The organism is Nocardia sp. NPDC006630, from assembly GCF_040611495.1.
Classification (GTDB): domain Bacteria; phylum Actinomycetota; class Actinomycetes; order Mycobacteriales; family Mycobacteriaceae; genus Nocardia.
This window is the reverse complement of record NZ_JBEXOK010000005.1, coordinates 393,794-415,544: the sequence shown is the minus strand read 5'-3', so window position 1 is coordinate 415,544 and position 21,751 is coordinate 393,794. Positions and strand designations below refer to the sequence as shown.

Here is a 21,751-nt window from a genome sequence, read left to right as displayed (position 1 = left end):
ATTCTTCGAATTCCCCCTGCTCCCTTGGTTTTGCGGATGGTGCGGTCTAGCCGAGCAGCGATACCACTTCGTCCAGTGACGCGCCGCCGAGAATGGCCGTGACGGGCAGATCGCGCTGCAGATCGGATTCGATGCGCTTGCGCAGATCCAGTGCCTGCAGCGAATCCAGGCCGAGCGCCACCAGCGGCATGGAGCCGTCGATGGGTTCGGTGGCGTCCAGGCCCATGACAAAGCGCAGGGCATCGCGGACGTGCCCGGAAATGTCCTGGGCCACAGGCGCTGCCACCGGCGCCGCCGCGGGTTCCGGCGTCTCGGGCGCGGGCGCGACCACCGCGTGCACCGGCTCGTCCGGCAGTTCGGCGAAGAGCGGATCCTGGCCGAAGAGCGCGAAAATCGCGCGCAGCGTGGACCATTCGGCGGCCACCACAATGCTGTTGCCCGGTGCGGAGAATCCGGCCGCGATGGCCGCGCCGGGTTCCATGGGCAGCAGACCGGTGCCGCTGATCCGCGCCAGCGCCTCGGTGTGATCGGCGCCGACCGCGCGCCACAGACCCCACTGCACGGAGGTGACGCCGATGCCGTCGCGGCGGTATCCGGTGGCGGCGGCGTCGAGCATGCGATTGACCGCGGCGTAGACCGCGTGCCCGCGCCCGCCGATGGTGGCCGAGAGCGAGGAGCACAGCACCACCCGGGCATCCGGGGTGAGCGGGAGTTCGCGGATCAGGCGGTCCAGGGCGATCACCTTGGATTCGGCTGCGGCGTGCACTGTTTCGGGCGTGGGTTCGGCGGCCGCGGCGTCGTAATCGACAGCGGCGTGCACGACCAGGCTCACGGGCGTATCGCGGAAGGCCTCGCCGAGCGCGCGGACCGCATTGTCGTCGGTCACGTCGCACTGACGGATATCGATGGCCGCACCGAGTCCGGACAGTTCGCGCACCCGCTGCACGGCGGCCGGGGAACCGCCGGAGCGGCTGATCAGGGTAATGCGCCGGGCTCCGGACCGGGCGAAATCGGCGGCGCAGTCCAGGCCGAGTTTGCCGGTGCCGCCGATGATCACGACCTCGGTCAGCTCCGCGGCGGTGAGCGCGCAGTCCTCGGGGGTCTCGTCGAGGACCAGCCGCTTGGCGTACCAGCCGCCCGCGCGGGCGGCCAGTTCGGGCTCACCGGAGGTATGGATCGCGCCCAGCACCGCCTTGGCGGCCTCCGGAAGCGACTGTCCCACTTCCAGATCCAGATGCCGGAAGCCCACGCCCGGGTATTCCGGGGCGAGGCAGCGGAATCCGGCCTGCGCGGCGGCGTGTGCGATATCCGGGGCCTCGGTGTCGAGCACCCGCTCACCACCGATGGTCACCAGCCAGACGTCCCGGACGCCGTCGAGTTCGGGCAGCCACCGGCGATCGCCGACAAAATCAGCCGATTCCCTGACCGCAGTCGAGATTTCGCCGTCAGCGGGGCGGGGCAGCAGGATGACCGCCGTTTCGTAGGACGCACCGCTCTCGGCGCCGACGACAGCCGCGCCGTGCCGTGCGGCGGAGGTTTCGATGGCATCGGCGAGCTCACCGCAGCGACCGGTGTGGTCGATGACGGCCAAGGTGCGCGGCGGTACCAGCTTGCGCCGCTCCAGCCGCACCCAGCGTTCGGCCAGTCGCTGCGGCGGCACGGTTCCCTCCGAGACGTCGGATTGTGCTGCGGCTGTGGCGCTTTCCACTGCCACGGGAAGGTCTGCCCGGTAGCGGAACGGGGCCCACAGCTGCTTGGGGTTGGTCTGGGTATTGGGGAAGTCCAGCAGGGGCAGCCGCACGATGTCACTGCTGCTATCCCGCAGCGATTCCCAGGGGAACCCGGTGTCCAGCACCGCGACCTGAGCCAGGTTCTTGGTGAATTCACCCAGGTCGACGGCGGTGCGCCGGGAGGTGCCGATGGTCCGGAAGTCCTGCTGCGCACCGACGCCCGACAGCGTCTCCTGCATGGCGAGCATGAGGGCGGGATGGTCGGCGATCTCGAGGAAGATGTCGATATCGCGCGCCGCCGCCTCGGCGACGGCGAGATCGAAGCGCACCCGATTGCGCAGATTCCAGTACCAGTACTCGCTGACCGGCAGGTCCGGAGTGACGGCGGTGCCGAGAGTCGCACCGAGGCAGTCGATCTCGGTGGGTGCGAAAACGGGCGAGTCGAGAGTGTCCTGCAGCGTGCCTTCGAGGTCCCCCCGGAATTTGCTGACGAAGGAGGTATGCGCCGGGTAGGCGACGCGAATCTCCTTGGCGAATTTGCCCTGTGCGGTCAGCGCTGCGACCAGTTCGGATACCGCCCCGCGCTCACCGGAGATGGCCAGCACGTGTGCCGAATTGACCACGGCCAGTTCGGCCCAGCCGGAATTGCGGGCCAGCAGCGCCTCGCATTCGTCGCGGTCCACGCCCAGGACGGCCATGGCCCACTGCCCGGCCCAATCATTGTCGCGTTCTAGCGATCCGACGAGATTCGCGCGCAGCGTGACAACACGAATGCCGTCGGCGAGCGAGATGATGCCGGAGACCACGGCGGCGGCGATCTCGCCCTGGCTGTGCCCGACGGTCACGGCGGGTTCCACGCCCGCCGCGCGCCACATGGCCGCGAGTCCGAGCATCTGCATGAACAGCGCGGGCTGCACGACCTCCACCTCGTCGCCGAACTGCCCGGTCTCGTCCAGCAGATAGGCCAGCGGCGAAATACCGTGCAGCTCCTGGAATGTCGCATCGCAGTCGTCGACGGCGGTGCGGAATACCGGCGAATGACGGTAGTAGAGCAGACCCATGCCGGGGCGCTGACTGCCCTGCCCCGGGAAGACGTAGCCGATGCGGCGGGCGGTGGCGGCGCGGTCACCGGCGACCACGGCCTGATGCGGCCGGCCACCGGCGACGGCGTGCAGCGCGTCGATCAGCTGATCCCGGCCGGTCACCATGATCAGCGCACGCTGCCGGCGCGGGGCGCGGGTGCGGAACAGCATGTCCGCCACGGCATCCGGGGTGACGTCCGGCCGCTCCTCCAGATACGCGACCAGGGCGGCGGCCTCGCGGCGCAGCGAATCGGCGGCGTCGGAGGACAGCAGGACCGGGGTGCTGCCGTCGGGAAGTCGATAGTCAGGCATGGGTTCCTTCCACGGGCATGGCCAGTACGGCATGCGCATTGGTACCGCTGACGCCGAAGGAGGACACCGCGCCGTAGCGAACCCCGTCGCGCGGCTCCCAGTCGGTCAGCTTCGCGGCCAGGCGCAGGCTCCCGGCGTTCCAGTCGACGCGGGTGGTGGGGTTGTCCGCGTGGCGGGTGGGGGCGATCTGCCCGTGCAGACCGCTGAGCAGGACCTTGATCAGGCCGAGCATGCCGGCGGCGGCCTGGGCGTGGCCCAGATTGGATTTGACCGAGCCGAGCAGCGGGCCGGTGCCGTCCGCGCGGGCAGCACCGTAAACCTCCTGCAGCGCGGTCAATTCCAGCGGATCGCCGACGGCGGTACCGGTGCCGTGGCCCTCGATCATATCGACCAGATCCGGCTCGATGCCCGCGGCGGCCACGGTCGCGCGAACCAGGCGTTCCTGTGCGGCGGCACTGGGCACCGCGATGGGCGCACCCTTGCCATTGTGATTGACGCGGGAGCCGAGCAGGCGGGCGTAGATCCGGTGTCCGTGCGCGCGGGCGCGTGATTCCCGCTCCAGCACAACAACTCCGACGCCCTCGCCCCACAGGGTGCCGAGTGCGTTGTCGGAGTAGGGCTTGCACTGGCCATCGGCGGCAAGGGCATTGTTCTTGGAGAATTCGAAGAACGCTCCGGGCGAGCCCATGACGCAGGCCGCGCCCGCCAGCGCCCACTCACAGTCGCCGTTGCGAATGCCCGAGGCGGCCAAATGCACTGCGGCCAGCGAGGATGCGCAGGCCACATCCACCACCACCGACGGTCCGCCCAGCCCCAGGCAGTTGGAAATTCGCCCGGCGACCGCACCCAGCGCCGAACCTGCGGCGCGATAACCGCTGTGCTCGTTGACCTCCGCGCCGTGCGGACCGTATTCGGTGGCCGAAGCGCCCATGTAGCAGCCGATATCGTCGCCGTCACCGAGTGCGGCGGGATTGATGCCCGCGTTCTCCAGCGCGCGCCAGGCCACCCGCAGTGCCACCCGCTGCTGCGGATCCATGGCGACCGCTTCGCGCGGGGTGATGCCGAAGAACAGCGGATCGAAATCGGCTGCGCCGTCGAGGAATCCACCCGCGTCCCGCACCTCGCCCCAGCCCTCGGTGGCCGCCAGATTCAGCAGGCGCTCCAGCGGCCAGCCGCGATCGCGCGGGAAAGGCCCGAGCAGATCCCGGGATTCGGCCAGCGCCGTCCAGTACTGCCCGAGAGTTTCGATGCCACCGGGCGCCTCGACGGCCATACCGGTGATGACGATGGGGTCGTTGTCGATCGTGCTCATCGCGCCACCGGCTCCCGGATCGGTTCGGCGGACAGGGTTTCCGCGATGGCGGCGACATGGTCGTGCAGAAAGAAGTGCCCGCCGTCGAACATGGTGACCTGCAGTTCGTGCGGTGTGTGCCGCTGCCAGCCGTACAGGTCGCCGATGGAGACGAATTCGTCGTCACTGCCACCCATGGCGTGCAGCGGGGCCTGCAGCGTGACGTCCTTCGCGCAGGTGTAGGCGTCGAAGGCGGCGTAGTCGGCCTTGAGCGCGGGCAGCGCCATGCGCATGAGCTCGCGATTGGCCAGCACGTCGGCCCCGGTGCCCTGCAGTCCGCCGACGTGGTCGAGCAGTTGTTCGTCCTCGGTCGGATGCGAGGGCATATCGACCACGCGCCACGGTGCGACCGCACCGGATACCGCGAGCAGCCGCACCGGGATTCCGGCGGATTCGGCCAGGCGCGCGAATTCGAAGGCCACCACCGAGCCCATGCTGTGGCCGTACACCGTGACGGCCTCGCCCCGATTCATCGGTGAGCGGGCGAATTCGTCGAACGCGCCGAGCGCGATCTCCGGCACCGAACCCAGCGCGGCTTCGCGAGCGCGGTCCTGACGGCCCGGGTACTGGAAGACCGCGACATCGAAGTTCTCACTCAGCGGCTTGGAGAACGGGCGGTAGGTGGAGGCCCCGCCGCCGGCGTGCGGGCAGATCACCAGCGGTGGATTGCCGGCCGCGCTCGGGCGATGGAACTTCCGAATCCATCCGAGGGTGTTGCTCATAGGTCTCTACTCCTGTTTCTCATAACCACATCCGGCGCATGACCAGCAGGCCGTGGTCCTCATCGCCGAGCACCGCGGCGGCGTCGACCCGATCGTCCGGGGCCTCGGCAATGGCGCGCAGGGTGTCGTGGAAGGCGGCTTCGATGATTTCGGCCTCGGTCGCGTCGAAGGAGTCCTCGGCGTAGAAGACCACCGCCTGTACTCCGTCGGCGGGCAGCAGCGAATTGGCGGGGAAGATCATGACCAGCAGGGCGTTATCTGTCGCGCCGCCGCCCTCGAAGGTCACCAGCTCCAGATTCTCCTGTGCCAGCAGGCTTTCCAGTTCCTCCCGGCCGGGCGGATAGGACTGGAAGACGAACATGCTGTCGAAGATCTTGCGCATGCCCGTCGCGCGAATGGCCGAGGTGAGGCGGTACTGGTGGAACTCCATGAGTTCCACCCGGCGGTGCTGGATTTCGGCCAGATGCTCGCGCCAGGTCGCTTCGCCGCGCAGGCCGACCGCGACCGGAATGGTATTGGCGAAGCAGCCGATGGCATTGTCGACCTCGTCGAGGTCGGCGGGGCGGCCCGAGACCACCTCACCGAAAACCGCTGTGTCCGCACCGGTGACGTAGCGCAGCACATTGGCCCAGGCCAGCTGGCAGATGACGCTGAAGGTGGTGCCCAGCTCGGCGGCCAGTTCGGTGAGGCGTTCGACCACCGAGGGGTCGATGGCGGCCGAGCGGCCGGTGGGGACGCCGCCGCCCTCGGGCACCCGGTTGGGTGCGACCAGGCAGGGCTGGACGCCGTCCAGATAGCCCGACCAGGCGGCCTCGGTGGCGGCCTCGCGATCCTGGGTCAGGCGCAGGAAGGCCGCGAAGGTGCCCGGATCGCCGAGCGGTGCGGCAGCTCCTGCGGTCGTGTACGCGGCGAAGATCTCCTGCGGCAGCAGCTGTCCGGACCAGCCGTCGGTGAGCAGGTGGTGTGAGGTGAGCACCAGCATGTGCACTGATTCGGGCAGATGCACGACCGTGGCCCGGCTGAGCGGTCCGCGCGAGAGATCGAACTGCTCGCCCTGATCCGCGAGCAGGAAATCTCGCAAGCGCTGCTGCGCATCCGGCAGCTGCGCGAAGTCGACCTCGCGGACCTGGAAGGTCATGCGCTCGTTGACGATCGCGTACGGCTGTCCGGCGTGCGAGACCGAAATCGCCACGCGCAGATTGGGATAGCGATTGAGCACGGTGTCCAGCGCGGTCGTCAAGCGCGGTACCTCCAGATCGCCGCGCACGGCGATCATGGTCTGCACATTGTAGAAATCCTTACCGCCCGAGCCCAGCGCGGTGAAGTACAACCCCGCCTGCATGGGCGCGAGCGGATGCACGTCGGCGAAGGCGCCGCACAGGCCCTGCCAGCGGTCCAAATCGAGCTGGCTGACCTCGCGGGCCAGCACATCGCTGGGGGTGAACTGACGAACGGGATTGTCGCGCACCGTCTTCGCCAGATCGTGCAGTGCACCGGTCCACAGGTCTGCCAGTTCGTGCACCTCGCCGTCGGCGAGCACTCCGGCCGGGAATCGGAAGGAGGCGCGCAATGTCGCCTGATCGCCGTCGGTGATGGTCACGGTGTTCACATCGAGTACCGCGGCGACCGGCATGGCCGGGTCGGCATGACCGCCGAGGTAGCCGAATTCCGGTGCGGCATACCATGCTTCGGCTGCGCCCTGGGCTACGGCGAAGCGGCCCATGTAGTTGAAGCTGATCTGCGGTGCGGCAGGCACTTCCAGCTGCGCCCGCGCCTCGGGCTCGAGCCAGCGCAGCAGACCCCAGCCGATCCCGGATTCCGGCACCGCGAGCAGCTGCTCCTTGACGGCCTTCACCGCGGCCACCACCTCGGCCTCACCGCCGTGCAGCACCCGCAGCGCCACCGGGTAGGCGCTGGTGAACCAGCCCACGGTATTGGCGAGATCGGCTCCGGAGAAAAGGGTTTCGGCGCGCCCGTGCCGCTCCATGGTGAGCGAGACGGACTCGGCGTCCCGGTCGTGGGAGCGCCGGAAGCGGTGCACGGCGACGGCGAGCGCGGCCACCTGGATATCGAGGAAATCGCAGCCGAAAGTCTGCGCGGCGGTGGTGGTGAGGAAGCGGGTGTCCTCGGCATCGAGTTCGGCGGTGACCTCGTGCAGGGTCGCGACGGTGTCCAGCGCCGGATCGAAGGCGCGATGGCCGAGCAGCGGATCCGCGCTCTCGGCGATCTCCCGCCAGCGGGGCAGTTCGGCGGCCAGGGTCTCGCCCTGTGCGTAGCGAATCAGGTTGGTATTCCAGGTCTTCACCGAGGTGCCGGTCTCGGGTGCGAGCACACCGTCCTGCCAGAGCTGGCGCAGATCGTCGTGCAGGATGCGCCAGGAGACGCCGTCCACCACCAGGTGGTGCGCGACCAGCAGCAGGCGGCCGGTGGCACGATCCGGGGTGCGGACCCAGACCGCACCGACCATGCGGCCGACGGCCGGATCGAGCCCGGCACCCACCGCATGCAACTGCTCCTGCAGCAGGTCCGCGGCGGCGAAATCCCAGTTTTCCGAGGCGATTTCGACCTCGGCGAGCTGGAGGGGCAGCTGGGATTCACCATCCTCGGGAACGTAGTAGCCGAGCTCCTCCCTCGTAGCGTCCCCTGGCATCGGGGCCTGCGCTTGGCCGGGATCTCCGATGGCCGTGGGGATCCCGGCCAAAAGCGTGCCGGGATGACGCGGGGGCATCGGGGCCAGGCGGGCACGGAGTAGCGGGTGCCGGTCGAGCAGGGCGCGCAGGGCGGTCGTGAGTTGTCCGGCGGTGGCGCCGGGCGGGGTTACCACGGCGGTGGCCTGGCTGTATCCGGTGTATTCGCCGACCCTTTCGACCAGCATGGCGGCGATCGGCTGCAGCGGGATCCAGCCCGTGGCCGCGCCCGCGTCGATCAGGGCGGGGGCGGCGGCATCGGTGATGGGCTCGGTGGCCGCGGCGATGGCGGCAATGGTGCGGGCGTCGAACAGGGCGCTGGTGGTGATGGCGAGGCCGCGCTTCTTGAGGGCGGAGGCCATGCGGATGGCGGTGATGGAATCGCCGCCCAGGGCGAGGAAGTCGTCATCGGCGGCGAGGCCGAGATCCTCGTTCAGGCCGAGCACCTGGCGGACCACCTCGGCCACCAGTTCCTCCGGGCCCTGGCCCAGCGCGCGTCCTCGTCCGGTGCTGCCGCCGAGATCCGGCTCCGGCAGGGCGCGGCGGTCCAGCTTGCCGTTGGCGGTGAGCGGCAGGGCGGCCAGGCGTACCAGCGCGGCGGGGATCATGTAGTCCGGTAGTCGTTCGGCCAGGTAGGCGCGAATGCGGCCGGCCGTGGCGGTCTCGGAATCGGTGGCGCACACCGAATCCGGCTCGGCCACGTAGTAGGCCACCAGGACCGCGTCATTGCCGCGGGTCAGGGTGACGGCCGCGGCCGAGCCGATGCCGGGCATGCGGCGCAGGGTGGTGCCGACCTCACCGAGTTCGATGCGGTGGCCGCGGATCTTCACCTGATCGTCCACGCGGCCCAGGTATTCCAGCCGGCCGCGCGAATTCCAGCGCACGATATCGCCGGTGCGGTACATACGGGCGGCGGGTTCGATGCTGAACGGGCTGGCCACGAAGGTCGCGGCACTGAGGCCGGGCCGATTGTGATAGCCCTGCGCCAGCTGGACACCGGCCAGGTACAGCTCACCGGTGACGCCGGGCGGGACCTGCCGCAGCTGTTCGTCCAGCACGAAGACCGACGAATTCGCCTCGGGGACACCGATGAGCGCGGAGCGGATCTCGTCGCCGCCCCGGGTGCCCGCGAAGTCCTCGTGGGTCAGGTCCATGGCGGCCTCGGTCGGACCGTACAGGCCGAGCACGGTGCCGCCGAAGACCCGGCTCGCCTCCTCGACGAGGGCGGGCGGCACGGATTCGCCGCCCAGGTAGACATAGCGCATCGACTGCAGCCGGGCCGGATCCGGATTGGCGTCCAGGAAGGCGCGGGTGACGCTCGGTACCAGCGACAGCTGAGTCACTTTGTGCCGGTGGATGATTCCGGCCAGCGCCTCCACATCGGCCTGCCACCACTCCGGATGCGGGAGCACCGTGGCAGAACCGGTGCACAGGGCGTTGACCAGTTCGAAGACCGAGACGTCGAAGCCGATGGGGGCCTTCTGGAGAATGCGTTCCTCGCCGAAGCCCAGGTAATCGCGCATCCACTGCACGTGATTGGCGACGGCGCGGTGATTGATCACCACACCCTTGGGGCGGCCGGTGGTGCCGGAGGTGTAGAGCAGGTAGGCGGCATCGAGCGGGTGAATGGGCCGCGCCAGCTCGTCGGCGCGCACCGGCGTGCTGTCGGCGGCAGCCAGTTCGGCCTGGACGGCGGGGTCAGCGAGATCCACGAGCGAGACCCCCGTCATCCCGGCATGACGGGGGGATTCTGCTGAGATCGTGGTGATCATCAGTGTGAGCGCGGAGTCGCCGAGCATGTACTCGATGCGGTCGACGGGGTAGCTCGGGTCGGCGGGGACGTAGACCGCGCCCGCGCGCAGGACGGCGGCGAAGACTACGGGGAGCCATTCGCTGCGCTCGGCGTAGACGCCGACCCGGTCACCGTTGCGGACACCGCGTTTCAGCAGCAGGCGGGTGAGTCCGTTGACACGGGAATCGAATTCGGCGTAGGTGAACTCGATGTCCTCGAATATCACCGCCACCCGGGTGGGATGCTCCTGTGCCGAGGTTCGGATCATGGCGTCGACGGTCTCGGCGGCGATGTCCACACTGTCGCCGTACGACCACGATTCCAGGCGGGCGCGGTCGGAAGCGGACAGCGTTTCCAGTGTGGCGAGCGCGGCGCCGGGGGTGGCGGCGGCCAGGATCTGATCGATGTACTCGTGCAGCCGCTCGATGGTGCCGAGATCGAAAAGGTCGGTGCGATAGGTGATCTGGACGTCGGTGCGGTCGGCGTGCATGAAGGTTTCGACCACCAGCGGCAGCAGGGCGCCGCCATTGTCGATCAGTTCCCAGCTGGTGACCGCGCCGGGCAGCTGCGGGCCGTCGATCTTCTGGTGCAGGAACAGGACCATGGTGTCGAAGAGTTTGGAGCCGACATGTCCGGTGGCGCTGTTGGCCGCGCGGACGATGCCCTCCTGCGGAAAGTGCTTGTGCCGGAACGCTTCCGTGGTGACGCCGCGTACCTGATCGACCAGCTGCGCGAAGGTGTCGGCGCCCGCGCCGGTGAAGTGCAGCGGGATCATATTGCTCAGGTTTCCGATCAGCAGCTCCTGACCGGATTCCTCGCGATTGGCGACCGTGGTGCCGACCACGACGTCGCGGCGTCCGGTGGTCCGGCGCAGCGCGAGGTAGTAGGCGGCCAGGAAGATCGCGAACGGGGTGCTGCGCAACTGCGTGCTCAGCCGCCGCAGGTTCGCGTCCGCGCGCTCGCCGAGCAGGCGGTCGAAGCGATCACCGCGCTCGGTGACCGTGATCGGGCGGCGGTCGTAGGGCAGCTGGAGTTCGGGCACCTCACCGTCGAACTGGCTCTCCCAGAAACCGATATCGGCGCTGTGGTCGTCCGCGCGGTAGCGGTCCTGCTCCCATTCGGCGAAGTCGGCGACCTGCAGGCGCAGCGGTTCGATCCAGATCTCGCCGGCGCGCGCCTGCCGGTAGAAGTCCTCCACGTCACGGGAGAGCGCCGGCAGCGTCATACCGTCCCAGGCGATGTGCTGGATGACCACGACCGCTACCAGCCGATTGGGGCGGGTGCGGGCGAAGGTGATCCGCAGCGAGGACTCGCCGGACAGATCGAAGGTCTCGTGCGCGGCGGCGCGGGTGAGCTCCGCGAGCCGGGCATCAGCCGCCGCCGGATCGAACCCGGTGAGATCGACATCGGTGAGGCGGGGCGGCAGCTCGGGGTGAATGCGCTGGTAGGGGTCGCCCTGCTCATCATTGTGGTACGTGGTGCGCAGCACCTCGTGCTTGGCCACCAGCGCCAGGAACGCCCGGCGCAGCGCCGGGCCGTCGACGTCACCGTCGAAAGTCAGTGCCAGGCAGAGATTGTAGGCGGCGCTGTCGGGTGCTATCTGCTGATGCGCCCAGACGTAGCGCTGTCCGAAGGACAGGGCGGCGCGCGCCGGATCACGGCGCACCGGCACTGCGGGGGCGGCCGCCAGGCCGGCCTGCGCGAGCCGGGTCGCCATTGCTGCCTGTAGGTCTTCCAGCGACTTCATCAGGTGAGAACCAATCCTTGTACTTCGAGCCTGCAGATTCCGGTGGCCGGGACGGTCAGCGCGCGCCCACCGGCTCCGGGAGCGGAATCTCGGCGAGCTCGAGCAGAATCCGGGCGACCTGATCGAGTCGATCGGGCGCGGGCTCCGCGGCGAGCAGGGCGGCGCAGATGCCGCGTACCGTGCGGCCCTCCAGTACCGCGGTGACACCGGCCCTGTCGACGGCGAGCAATCCGCGCAGTTTCGCGGTCAGGGTGGTGGCGAGAATCGAATTGCCGCCCGCATCGAAGAAATCCGTTGTCGCGCCGAGCTTCTCGAGTCCGAGTACCTGAGCGGCGATGTACTCGACCGCCGCCTCCAGCGGATTCTCCGGTGCGACATAGGCATAGCGCTCGCTGTCGTCACCGGCGGCCACCATGCGGCGAATGGCGGCACGATCCAGTTTTCCGTTGCTGGTCAAGGGAATCGCGGGAACCAGCTCCAGGATGTCCGGAATCATATGCGCGGGCAGCAGTTCCCGCAGTCCGGCGGTAATGCGCTCGGCGGTGACCCCGTCGCTCGCCGCGGCCACGGCGGCCAACCGGCCCGAAGTCGTCACGAGCGCAACGGCTTCACCGATGCCCGGCTGTGCGGCGAGGGCGGATTCCACCTCGCCGAGCTCGACCCGGAAGCCGCGAATCTTCACCTGGTGATCGGCGCGGCCCAGGAAGTCCAGGGTGCCGTCGGGCAGGTAGCGCGCCAGATCGCCGGTGCGGTACCAGCGAATGCCGTCGACGGTGACAAAGCGATCGGCGGTGCGCTCCGGATCGCCGCGGTAGCCGTCGGCCACGCTGCGGCCGCCGATCCACAGCTCCCCCGCCACCCAGTCCGGGCAGTCCTCACCGCGGCTGTTCACCACGCGGCAGCGCACATTCGCCATCGGCGTGCCGTAGGGGACATTGGCCCAGTCGGCCGGGTAGTCGTCAGTGACCTCGTAAACAGTGGAGTGGATGGCGGTTTCGGTGGTGCCGCCCAGACCGGCGAAGCGCACGCCCGGAACCAGTTCCCGGAAGCGGTGTCCCTGCTGGGATTTCACGCGGTCGCCACCGGTGATGACCACGCGCACCGAGCGCAGCTGCTCGGCGGCGGCGGTATCGAGCAGCATGGTGATCAGGCCGGGAGCGCAGTTCACCACGGTCACACCGGTTTCCGCGATCAGCCCGGACCAGGCCGCCGCATCGCGTTCGATATCGGCCTCGACCGCGACCACCGCGCCACCCAGTGCCAGCGGGGCGAAGATGTCGAAGACCGACAGATCGAATTCCAGGGCGGACAGTCCGATGGTGTGATCATCCGCGCCCAGGCCGAAGTACGCGGTGAGGGCGTCGAGCGTATTGGCGGCGGCGCGGTGGCTCACCTCGACGCCCTTCGGTTCGCCGGTGGAGCCGGAGGTGAACAGGACGTAGGCCACGGCATCGGCGGACGGAATGTGCGCCGCGTGCAGGCGCGGCCCGGCGCTCGCCTCGGCCAGGGATACCGCGGTGACCTGCGCGGGCAGCTCGGCCTCGGTACCGACGAGGGCCACCCGGACGCCACCGCGCTCCAGAATGCGATCGCGGCGAGCCCGGGGCTGCTCGGTGCTGATCGGCAGATACGTCGCGCCCGCGGCCAGTACACCGAGGACGGCGGGAATCTGCCGATGTCCCTTGGGCACAATGACCGCGACCGTATCGCCGGGGCGCACGCCGGCGGTGGTCAGCGCCTGGCCGACGGCAAGCGCCTGCTCGGCCAGTTCGCCGTAGGTGCTGACACCGCCGCCGCGCCAGCGCAGGGCCGGGCGCTTCGGATACTGCTGCGCGAGTGCGAAGAACGCCTCGTGCAGGGTGCGCGCACCACCCAGATCGGTATCGGTGGCATTGACCGCCGCGCGCACGGCCCGCTGGGCAGGCGGCAGGGCGATGGCCAGATCGGCGTGCCAGTCGGCCTCGGGTTCCACCAAAGCGTCCAGCAGCGAACGGAATTCGGTGAACATGGCCTCGGCGACTCCGGCGGGCAGGGCGTCCCGGCGGATATCCCAGTTCACCAGCAGGCCGCCATCGAGCTCGACGACCTGGGCGTCCAAGTCCACCTGCGGGCCCTGCGAAATAATCCACACCGGTGCACCGAAGACCCGCAGAACCCGCTCCGAGAACAGTTCACCGAGATCGAGACCGGAGGTGAACACCACCGACGGGGTCACCGGCGCGCCGCGCAGGCGGCCCAGATCGCGTAGTACATCCAGGCCCTCGTACCGGGAGTTCGCGGCGCAGGTGTGCAATTCGCGCTGCAGGCGCTTGGCGCGCTCGACCATGGACTCCCGGCGTTCGGCGTCGACGTCGACCAGCACGGAGTTGGTGAAGTCACCGACCACCTGATCGATACTGTCGTGCAGCGGTTCCCGGTTGAACAGCGGCACATTGAGCAGGAAGCGCTGGCGGGCCGACCAGCGGGCGATGGCCTCGGAGAACACCGTGGCCAGCGCGATCGCGGGGGTCACGCCGTGGCTGTGCGCGGCCTGGTGCAGGCGCTGCTTGGCCTGCGGATCGAACCCATGGTGCAGGCGCACACTGCGACTCGGGTCGCGGCGCTGCTCCTCGGGGAGCACCGGCAGGGCCGGGATATCGGGCAGGTCGCCGAGGCGCTCGGACCACCAGGCGCGGTCGGACGAATTGTCCGGGGCGGCAGCGTCTTTCGCGGTCAGGTAAGCGCGGAAGGTGTAGTCGAGCGAGGTGGTGAGGTCCGCGTCCGTCTCGTACAGGGTGGCGAGGTCCTCGAGAATGCGGCGGTAGCTCTGGGCGTCGGCGGCGAGCATATCGACGTCCACGTGCAGGCGGTGGCCACCGCCGGAGAGCAGTGACAGTGCGATATCGATGACCTGCGCGGCCTCGACATCCATGCGCTGATGGCTCTTGAGCTGGCGAATGCGTTCCAGTTCGACGGTTTCGGCGTCCGCGCTCAGGGTGACGGCCTCGAAGACCGGGCGCAGCGGTTCGGGCAGGGTCTGCTGGGTGCCGCTGTCGGTGAAGCGGGCGCGCAGCTGCTCGTGGCGGTGCACCAGGCGGGTCACCGCGCGGCGCAGTCGCTCCGGATCAAGGCCGTCGCCGTCGAATTCGACGTACAGGTGCGCGGCGACGCCGCCGAGGGCCTGATCCTGACGGCGGCCCATCCAGTAGGCGTGCTGCATGGTGGCCAGGGCGAATTCATCGCCCGGCGTGGCGGATTCGACGGCCGGGGCGGGCGCGGGGGCGGTCTCGAGACGACCGGCGTTCAACAGAGCGGTCCAGGCGTCGATGGTCGGCTCCAGGGCCAGGGCCGAGCTGCGAACCTCGTAGCCCTGCTTACGCCACTTGGCGGAGAGGTGCATGAGCAGCATCGAATGCATCCCCAGGCTCACGAGATCGGCGTCGTCGCCGATCGATTCGGGCGCGATGTCCAGCGCCGCCGCCACGAGCACGCGAATCTCAGCCTTGTCGAGCATCGAACTCCTCATCCAGCGAACGGTCGGCCTCGGTCGAGACACCAAAGGTAGGCTTGCCTAACCTTACGAGGATGGTAGCTCATACCACCGGGCGCGGAATAGTGGTGTGGTTTGGCTAACCTAAATGATCAGTTGCACCGCTCTGACAAGCGAATACACCGATGGAGCCCACCCGGGATGGGCTGTTCCAACGACGAAACAGCCCGTGTCCAACCCCCACCGCCCTTGCGGGGGCTGTGTGGATCAGTCACGGGCTGTGCGGTCTATCAGAGGGCGTGGGACGGGACGAGCTCCGAGAGCCGCGCTGCCCAGTGAGCTGCGCGAGCGTCTGCCGATGGCTCGTCGAGTACTGCTGAATTCACGTCGAACTGGGCGACCAGGGACGGTCTGCCGGCGCGCGGGACCACCGCCGTGGTGATGTCCACGCTGAAGCGCAGGGGCAGATCCGGATGGGCGGCCACGCCGAACTCGCCGGTGAACTCCGACAGCGGTGCGGGTGACCAAGGGCCGCTGCCGAACTGGAGCACATCGAAGCGGCCCAGGTGGTTGATGCGCAATTGGCCGCGGGCGGCGAAGGTGCGTTCCGAGAGATCGAGACGGCCCGCTCGGTCGCCGGCCGGGACCAGCACCGTTTCCTCCACGGTGAACCAGCCGACACGGCGGGAATCATCCTCGTCGGGGCGACCGTGCGACTCCCTGGTGATCGCGATGCGGCCGTCGGCATCGGCGATATCGGGGAAGGTGCGGGCGCAGGTCAGAATCAGCGCATCCTCGAGCGGGACACCCGACTCCGCGCATTCCGACAACAGTTGTTCGGTCAGGTCCGGGCCCAGCTCCACAATGCGCTGTGCGACCTTGCCCGCGCGGTCCGTGGACGGGTCGGTGAAGCGTCCCGCCAATGGAGTGCCCAGGATCTCGGTTCCGGAAGTGACTGCGGCCGTGATTGTTTGCTCGCCCGGCTCCTCGTTCAGGGGTGCGTCGCCCTGTTCCAGGCGGCGCAGATCGTCGACCAGGATCAGCCAGGACACCACGTCCACGGCGAGGTGGTGGATGGACAGCAGCAGTCGGCGCTGCGGTCCGGCCAGTACCGTGGCCGCCAGCATGCGGCCCGCCGCCGGATCCAGGCGGGCGACCGTGTCTGCCAGATAGGTTGCGGGCGAGCCGGTTCCGTCGACCGTGTCGAGCCATACCGAGGACGGTGGCAGCTCGTCGACGACCAGGACGGGGATCTCACCGGAGCCGAGGACCAGGCGGGAGCGCAGGGTCGGATGGGCGGTGGCGAGGGCGGTCAGCCGGGCCACCACCTCGTCGGGCGAGGCATCGTCCGGCAGCGAAATCACCTGGGACTGAGCCAGATAGCGATAGTCGCCATTGGTGATGATCTCGCGGGCCAGTGCCGTCAGCGGCAGCACGGTACCGGCGGGCGTGACCGCCGCCTCCGGGCGGTCCTCCCCCGCGACAGCGAGTTCGTCCAGCCGGGCGGCGAGCTCGCGAAGATCTCCGGCGGCCAGGATGTCCCGGGCCGCCACGCGGAAACCCGCACCACGCAAACGGGATACGAGATCGATGACGCCGATGCTGTCGATGCCGAGATCGACCAGGCTGTCGGTGATGCCGGGGCCGGTGCCCGCCGCGCCGAGTGCAGAGATCACGCCGAGCAGCGTGCGCTCGGTCTCGGTCGCTGGATCGCTGCCGCCGGATCCGGTCACCGGTGCGGTGAGCAGGGCGGTGGCCGCGTGCACATCCAATTTGTCATTGCGGTTCAACGGGATCTCGGGCACCGGGACGATGCGGGTCGGCACCAGGAAGCGCGGCAGGCGCTGCGACAGAGCGGCGCGCAGCTGCGGGACCGGCACGTCACTGACCACGAGCGCGCCCAGGCGGGTCCGGCCGTTGTCGGTGTAGGCCAGGACCGCGGCGTGCTCGACGCCGTCGAGTTCGCGCAGCACCACGGCGGCCTCATCGGGCTCCACCCGATAGCCGTTGATCTTGACCTGGCTGTCGATGCGGCCCTCGTAGACGAGGGTGCCGTCGGTGGCGCGGCACACCAGATCGCCGGTGCGATAACGCCTTCCGGACGGACCGGCGACGAAGGTCGCGGCGGTCGTGGCCGGACGGCCGAGGTAGCCCAGGGCGAGTTGCGGGCCCGACAGATAGAGCTCACCCTGTCCGCCCGGCGGCACCGGCCGCAGGCGGTGATCGAGCACCTCGGCGGTCATACCGTCGAAGGTTCGGCCGATGGTCGGCGAAATATGGTCGTGCACATCGGCCATCAGCGCTTCCACCGTGGTTTCGGTGGGACCGTAGAAGTTGATGACGCGGGTGTCCGGCAGGCCCTGCAGGCGCTTCCAGGTATCCGGATTGATGGCCTCGCCGCCCAGGGCTAGCACCGCCAGCGGGCAGTGCTCGACACCATCGCGTTCGGTGAAGAGCCCGAAGGCGATGAGGCGCGGCAACATCGACGGGGAGGTGTCGAAGATATCGATGCCGTGCCGGGCGATGGCGGCGGCGATCTGCTCGGCGTCGGTGCGGACGTGCTCGCCCAGCATGACGACGGTATGGCCGCTGAGCAGGGCTACCGTCGGCTGCCAGGCGGCGTCGAAACCGGTGGACCAGCCGTGGCCGATCCGCAGCTGCCTGCCCAGCTGAACCGCTGCCGGGGCGAAGATGCGGCGTTCGTGATTGGCCCAGTGGTTGAGGAGGGCACGATGCGGGACCACAACACCCTTCGGGCGACCTGTGGTGCCCGAGGTGAAGATGACATAGAACGGGGAATCCGCCGTGCTGACCTGGCGCGAGGCCAGAGCAGAGGGCTCGGGTGCGGGGCCGACGAAACGCAATTCGCCTGCGGCGGTGGGAATGCCGTGCACACAGTCGATGCCCTGGGCGCGCACCTGCGCCAGGACATCCACCAGCGCCTCGTCGGCCAGCACCAGTGTCGCGCCGGAGGTTTCCAGGAGGTAGGCCAGGCGGTCGGGTGGGGTCGCCGGATCGACGTGCACACAGACACCGCCCGCGTGCGCAATGGCGAAGGGGGCGTGCAGGACTCGGCGATCACGCGGGAGCACCACGGCCACCGAGTCGCCCGGCCGCACGCCGTTCGCGCGAAGATCAGCGGCCAGAGTGCGTACAGCGGCGCCGAAGTCGGCGAAGGAGTGCTCACCTTCGGCATCGATGACGGCGATCGAATCCGCGGAACGCGCCGCTGCTGCGAGCAGTACGTCCGACACCAGGCCTGTCGACACCGATTTGCCGGATACCAGCTCGGCGGAGCCCGACCCCGTCATCCCGGCATGCCTTTGGCCCGAATCCCCCGAATCGTCGTGGAGTAGTGCAAATGTGGATCCCGACCCCGTCATTCCGGCATGCTCTTGGCCGGAATCCCCCGAACTGTCTTGGAGTACTTCAGATGTGGATCCCGGCCAAAAGCGTGCCGGGATGACGGGGGGTGTCTGACCCGTGTCGGGGGGTGCCTGCCCCGAGCCGGGGGGTGTCTGACCCGAGCCGGGGGGTGCCTGCCCCAAGTCGGGGGGTGTCTGACCCGAGCCGGGGGGTGTCTGACCCGAGTCGCCGGGCTTTGCGGACGGGTCGGTCTGCGCGGATAGCTGCGGGGGCTCGGTGGTCAGGGCGGCGGGTTCGTCGTCGAGGAGGAGGTCGATATTGCAGGCGGTGTCGGCGTCGACCAGGCGGCGGACGACGGCGAGCATGCGGCGGGCCAGGCGGTCGGGGTCGAAGCGGGAGACGAGGTCCGGGCGGATTTCCACCCGGGTGATGAGTTCGCCCTGTTCTACGACTGGGACTATGGCGAGGGGGTAGTGGCTGGGGGAATCGACTCGGCGGGGCATGAGGCGGGCGCCGCCGCCCAGGGGCATATCGGCGGTGACCGCGCCCATGGGTGTGTTCTCGAAGACCAGGAGGGTGTCGAAGAGTTGACTGCCGCCGGTGTGGCGGGTGATTTCGGCAATGCCCAGGTATTCGTGGGCGCGCAGTTGCGCTACTTCGCGTTGCAGGGCGGCGCCGATTTCCGCGGGGGTGCGATCGTCCATGCGTACTCGGACCGGGATGGTGGTGACCAGTGCGCCCACCAGGCGTTCGGCATTGGGGAGCGAGGCGTCGCGGCCGGAGGTGGTCTGGCCGAAGACCACGTCGTCGCGGCCGGTGAGCCCGGAAAGTATTCGGGCCCAGGCCATTTGGAGGACCGTATTGAGCGTCAGGCCGTGGCTGCGCGCCCATGCCGTCACGCGATCGGTGTCGGCGCGGTCGAAGCGGGCCTCACCCAGTGTCGGGATATCGGCGGGGGCGGGAGCGGCGAGCATGGACATGGGTGCGAGACCGGCGAGGGCCCGGCGCCACGCCTCGAGCGAGGCGGCGGTATCGCGGGTCGCGAGCCAGGCGGCGTGCTCGCGCAACGGCGGGGCGGGCGGGAGCGCCGCACCCGTACCGCTGTGCAGCGCAATGAGATCCGCGAACAGCAGTGGGATGGACCAGCCGTCGATGATGATGTGGTGTGCGGTGCAGACGAGTTCGTAGGCATCCGCACCCACCCGCGCGGCGACAACCCGGAACAGCGGGCCGCGATCCAGATCGATGCGGCGGCGGCCCTCGTCCCAATACAGTTGCCGGGCCGCGGCTTCCGGGTCGGCGGCCGAGCGCAGATCCAACTCGCGCCAGCCGATGCGGCCGCCGGAGGTGGTGACCAGTACCGGATGCGGCAGGCCGTCGGTCAGCACCGCGCCGCCCAGATGCGGGTAGCGCTCCAGCAGCTGATCGAAAGCCGTATGCAGCGTGGCCAATTCGGCCAGGCCCTCGACGCGCACCGCGAAGGTGACCAGATACGGATCGACCGCGCCCGAGGCGACACTGACCGAGTACAGGCCGCGCTGCAGCGGCGACAGCGCGACGATATCGAGAATCTCCACGCTCACCGGCCGGCAAGCTTTCCGGCCAGGGCCTGCAGGGCGGCCGCGTCGAGGCCGGAGGCCGCCATCGGGGCGACGGCGGCGGGCTCGGCAGGTGCTGCGGCAGTGGCATTCTCAGCGGTCAGGCTCGCGGCGATCTCGTGCACGGCCGGAAATTCGAACACCTTCTGCACATCGACGATACGGCCCTGCTCGGCGAGCAGGGTGACAAAGCGCAGTGCGGCCACGCTGTCGCCGCCGAGCGCGAAGAAATTGTCCTCGCGACCGACCTCGTCCTCCTCGTCCAGCTCCAGCACCTCGCGCAGCACGGCGGCGACCGCCCGCTCCGCATCGGTCCGCGGCGGGCCACCGAGTCCGGAGATCGCGTACGGATCCAGCTCCCCGGCCTCGGCATCGGGTACGAACCAGTCGCACGGCTCCGGCGTTTCGGCCGAATCGAGCGCGGTACCCGGTGCGGCCGACCAGGATTCGGCCGTCGCGCGCAGCAGCTGCGCGAACTCCCCCGCCGCATAGCGCCGGGACAGGGCCTCCGCCAGATCGACGGTCACGGTCCAGCCATCCGCGGTCGCGACCACATCGACGATCAGGTCCACCCCGTGCGGACGGGCCGCCGCACGAGCGATCTCCCGAACCCTGCCAGCGGCAGCATCGAATTCGAGCACACCCGGACGCACCGCGAGCTGCACCTGGAACAGGCCGCCCTTGGCCGCGCCGCCCGGGCCGCGCAGCTGATGGGTGAGCCGTTCGATGCGGGTACCGGCATGCGCACGGGCCTCATCGAGAATCCGTGCGGCATCGGCGACCAGCTGTGACGGCGCCCCGTTACGCGGCGAATCAACCCGCAGCACCAGGTAATTGGCGAAATTGCCGAGGACATCGGCGGCGATCTCGGACCGCGCTTCGGTAGCGACGCCGATCGGAATATCAGCCTCTGCCCCGAGCTCCCGCAGCGCGGCGGCCACCAGCGCCGCCAATATCGAGAGAGGCTCGGCGGACGCGGCGGCAGGATCCGCCTCGGAGTCGCCACGTCCCCCCGTCATCCCGGCATGCTCTTGGCCGGGATCCACCGAAACCTGTTCGAGCGCATCCGGCGTGGATCCCGGCCAAACCCGCGCCGGGATGACGGGGGTTGGGATGTCCGAGGTTGGGATGACCCAGGTGGGGATGACCGAGGTGGGGATGACCGAGGTGGGGATGACCGAGGTGGGGATGACGGGGGTGGGGATCTGGACGACGGCGCGGGTGCTGCGTGGGAGGGCGGGGCGTTCGCCCACGAGCAGCAGTTGTTCGGGCAGGTCCGCCAGTCGCTGTTTCCAGAAGGTCAGCGAATCGTTCTCGGCGGCCAGGGATTTCATCTGCTCGGCGGCGAAATCTCGGTACTGCGCGGTGGCGCGCACCGGCTCGTTCGAGCAGAGGGCGGTGACCAGGAGTTCCATGGTGCGGTCGTCGGCGGCGACGGGATGGGCCGCGAGGGAGAGCACCGCGTGATCGGCGAGCCGGTACAGCCGGATTCGAATCGGGAACTCGCGCACCAGATCGAAGGCGTGACCGGCGTCGGCCAGGAGAGCAGCCGGGAGTGCGGCGTCGGCGATCTCGACGATCTCGGCCACCGTCGCCGGGACGGATTCCACACGCTGATACGGCACTCGGCGGTCATCCGGGTAGACCGCGCGCAGGAGGTCGTGCGCGGCCGTCACCTCGGCGGCCCGCGCCGCCACACCGTCGGCGAGCCCGGCCGGAATCTCCAGAGCCACATACACATTGGCGGCAGCGGTCCGGGCCAGCCGTTCCGGCAGCAAGGCCGCCTGCTGGGCCGGGGACAGCGGCAGCCCGCGCGCGGCGGAGCGCGCCGGGGCGGCGGGTACGGCGTGGGTATCGAGCGTCATGACGTGAGGTCCTTCCTGGCTACCGGTGGT

The 21,751-nt window shown here is 69.3% G+C and carries 7 protein-coding genes; all 7 read right to left on the bottom strand.

Annotated features, from left to right (window positions below):
* Nucleotides 1–46: 46 nt before the first annotated feature.
* Nucleotides 47–3,124 carry a nocobactin polyketide synthase NbtC gene (nbtC, locus tag ABZX86_RS16920; protein ID WP_355124378.1) on the bottom strand — a complete coding sequence of 1,026 codons (3,078 nt, stop codon included), beginning with the start codon at nt 3,122–3,124 and terminating at the stop codon, nt 47–49.
* Nucleotides 3,117–4,436 (bottom strand): polyketide synthase, encoded by a 1,320-nt coding sequence (locus ABZX86_RS16915; protein WP_355124376.1) that lies wholly within the window; start codon nt 4,434–4,436, stop codon nt 3,117–3,119. The genes nbtC and ABZX86_RS16915 overlap by 8 nt, the downstream gene beginning before the upstream one ends.
* Nucleotides 4,433–5,197, bottom strand: a complete 765-nt coding sequence (locus tag ABZX86_RS16910; protein ID WP_355124374.1) for an alpha/beta fold hydrolase — start codon at nt 5,195–5,197, stop codon at nt 4,433–4,435. Before ABZX86_RS16910 ends, ABZX86_RS16915 begins: the two co-directional genes overlap by 4 nt.
* 19 nt (nt 5,198–5,216) lie before the next feature.
* Complete coding sequence (locus ABZX86_RS16905; protein WP_355124372.1) at nt 5,217–11,423, bottom strand: amino acid adenylation domain-containing protein; 6,207 nt, start codon at nt 11,421–11,423, stop codon at nt 5,217–5,219.
* A 55-nt stretch (nt 11,424–11,478) separates the two neighbouring features.
* Nucleotides 11,479–14,916 carry an amino acid adenylation domain-containing protein gene (locus ABZX86_RS16900; RefSeq protein ID WP_355124370.1) on the bottom strand — a complete coding sequence of 1,146 codons (3,438 nt, stop codon included), beginning with the start codon at nt 14,914–14,916 and terminating at the stop codon, nt 11,479–11,481.
* 266 nt (nt 14,917–15,182) lie between these two features.
* On the bottom strand, nt 15,183–19,841 hold the full coding sequence (locus tag ABZX86_RS16895; RefSeq protein ID WP_355124368.1) for an AMP-binding protein: 4,659 nt from the start codon (nt 19,839–19,841) through the stop codon (nt 15,183–15,185).
* Nucleotides 19,838–21,721 carry a condensation domain-containing protein gene (locus ABZX86_RS16890; RefSeq protein WP_355124366.1) on the bottom strand — a complete coding sequence of 628 codons (1,884 nt, stop codon included), beginning with the start codon at nt 21,719–21,721 and terminating at the stop codon, nt 19,838–19,840. The genes ABZX86_RS16895 and ABZX86_RS16890 overlap by 4 nt, the downstream gene beginning before the upstream one ends.
* Nucleotides 21,722–21,751 lie beyond the last annotated feature (30 nt).